This window comes from Kitasatospora sp. NPDC057512 (genome assembly GCF_042802135.1).
GTDB lineage: Bacteria > Actinomycetota > Actinomycetes > Streptomycetales > Streptomycetaceae > Kitasatospora.
Window position 1 is genome coordinate 1 of the sequence record NZ_JBHVET010000950.1, and the last position, 2,653, is coordinate 2,653.

2 protein-coding genes are annotated in these 2,653 nt (G+C 72.7%); one reads left to right on the plus strand and one right to left on the minus strand.

What is annotated here, in order from left to right; translation table 11 throughout:
- Positions 1–211: 211 nt before the first annotated feature.
- Entirely contained in the window at positions 212–1,708 is a 1,497-nt protein-coding gene (locus tag ACFU6K_RS36105; protein WP_380670434.1) for an IMP dehydrogenase, read from the minus strand.
- 555 nt (positions 1,709–2,263) lie between these two features.
- Here ACFU6K_RS36105 and ACFU6K_RS36110 point away from each other — a divergent pair.
- Positions 2,264–2,452 carry a YegP family protein gene (locus ACFU6K_RS36110; RefSeq protein ID WP_380670436.1) on the plus strand — a complete coding sequence of 63 codons (189 nt, stop codon included), beginning with the start codon at positions 2,264–2,266 and terminating at the stop codon, positions 2,450–2,452.
- The last annotated feature ends 201 nt before the right edge of the window (positions 2,453–2,653 follow it).

A 2,653-nucleotide genomic window follows, 5' to 3' on the forward strand; every position in this document is an offset into this window, starting at 1 on the left:
ACCCGCGGGTCCGGTCGCGTACGCGGGTCCGGTTGTCGCGGCTCCGGTCACCGCGGGCCCGGTCCGCGCGGGCCCGGTCCGCGCGGGCCCGGTCCGCGCGGGCCCGGTCCGCGCGGGCCCGGTCTGCGCGGGCCCGGTCTGCGCGGGTCCGGTCGCGGGGCCCTTCACCGGGGTGCGGCCGGCGCCGCGTCGCGGCCGCTCACGCCCTTGCTCAGGCGACCGTCCCGGAGGTGTCCCGCAGGGTGACGCTCGCGTGGCTCTCCTGGAAGCTCTGCTCGGACACCAGCGTCAGCCGCGCGGAGGACTGGAACTCCGGCAGCGTCACGGAGCCGCAGGAGACCATGGTGGACTTGATCTTCGCCATGGTGGTGGCCAGGCCCTCGTTGAGGTCGCCGGCGTAGGGAACGTAGCCGTCGACCCCCTCCTCGAAGACCAGGCCCTGGCCGCCCTGGCCGTAGCGCTGCCAGTTGCGGGCGCGGTTGGACCCCTCGCCCCAGTACTCCTTGACGAAGCCGTCCCGGGTGGGGACCTTCGCACCGGGCGCCTGGTCGAAGCGGGCGAAGTACCGCCCCATCATGACGAAGTCCGCGCCCATCGCCAGCGCCAGGGCCACGTGGTAGTCCTCCACCAGACCGCCGTCGGAGCAGAGCGGCACGTAGTCGCCGGTGCGCTCCAGGAAGGCGTCCCGGGCGGCGGCGACGTCGAGGACGGCGCTGGCCTGGCCCCGGCCGATGCCCTTCTGGTCGCGCGTGATGCAGATGGAGCCGCCGCCCACCCCGATCTTCACGAAGTCGGCGCCGGCCTCGGCGAGGAACGTGAACGCCTCGCCGTCCACCACGTTGCCGCCCCCGATCGGGATCTCCGGGTAGTTCTTCTTGGTCCAGGTCAGCGCCTCCGCCTGCCAGTCGCTGTAGCCGTCGGACGAGTCGAAGCACAGGACGTCCGCGCCCGCCTCCAACAGGGCCGGAACCCGCTCGCGGTAGTCGTGGGTGTTGACGCCCGCACCCACGCGCAGGCGCTTGCCGCCGTCCACGACCTGGTTCGGGAAGCGCTTGTTGTCCGCGTAGTCGGACCGGAACACCAGGTGCTGCAGGTGCCCCTCGCCGTCCAGCACCGGGAGGCAGTCCAGCCGCTCCTCCCACAGCCTCGCGTTCGCCTCGGAGAGGGTGACGTCGCCGTCCGCGTGGGGCAGGTCGCCGAGGGCGGTCATCCGGCCGCTGACGGGGCCGTCGAGGTCGTGCCGCTGGGGATGGAAGTCGCGGGAGGTCACCAGGCCGAGCAGGCGCCCGGTCGCGGTCCCGTCGTGGGTGACGGCGGCGGTGCTGTGGCCGGTCCGGCGCATCACCCCGACCAGGTCGCGGAGGGTGTCGTCGGGCCGGACGTTGGTGTCGCTGGTGACGAAACCGGCCTTGAAGTTCTTCACCTTCCGGACGGCCGCCGCCTGTTCCTCGACCGACTGGTTGTGGTGGATGAAGCTCAGACCGCCGTTGCGGGCGAGCGCGATCGCGAGCTCCGGGGAGCTGACCGCCTGCATGATCGCCGACACGAACGGGGCGTGCAGCTCGATCGCCGACGCCTCGCCCACCCGGTGCCGCACCAGGGGCGTCCGCAGATCAACGGCCGCCGGCCTGCAGTCGGTCCGAGTCCGGTTCGGGAGCAGCAGATACTCGTTGAACGTCCGCGACACCTCGGCGATGATCTGTGCCATGCATTCCTCCTGATCCCGAGCGGGCGGCGCCGGTCGGCCCGACCGCGAAGACCGCGCCCGTGCCCGACGGCTCGACCGGTCAGGTTCACGGACGGGCACGGCGGAGCTCCGCCCCACCAGGGCGCGCATCCTGACCGGGCCTCAGGTGCGAGGCGCGGCAGTTGACTACGCACCTTATCGACTGCCCGACTTGTTGACGAATCACCGTCATCGCCGTCGGTGGGCCCCGGGAAGCGGCGCGCCGGACGGTACGGACACGGAGAACTGATGTGCCGTCAGCTCCGTCCGACGACGCGGACGACTCCGGTCGGGCGCTGGAACCCCGAGCCGGAGGCCCCACGCGCGGGTGCGGCGGGACCGGCCCGTCGCGTCCGCGCGTCCGCGCGTGAGCCGTTCGCCTGTTCGCCCGGTCGCCCGACGAGGCCTGGGAGTGCGGCCGGTCGGCGACGGCGCGCGGCGGTGTGACCCGAACGGGTCCGGTCGGCGGGCGGCGTGGTGGGGTGGGCCCTAGGTTGCGGTGCCAGGGGGTCATCCGAGCGGAAGGCTGTATCTGGCATGGCCGGGAAATTCGAACTGTACGTGGACGAGGGCGGCATGCACCGGTTCCGGCTCAAGGCGAGCAACGGGACGATCGTGGTGACCGGCGACCCGCAGGAGAGCAAGGACGACTGCCTGAAGAGCATCGCGTCGATCCGCAAGCTCGCGCCGTACGCGGAACTCAAGGAGACCGCCGGGTCGGTGTGACGGTCCGGGATCCGACGCACGGGACGGTGTGACGGGCCGGGACGCGGGACGGTGTGACAGGCCGGGATCCGACGCACGGGTCGGTGTGGCGGGCCCGGCTCCGAAGCGCGGGTCGGTGTGGCGGGCCCGGCTCCGAAGCGCGGGTCGGTGTGGCGGGCCCGGCTCCGAAGCTCGGGTCGGTGTGGCGCTGGCTCTTATAAA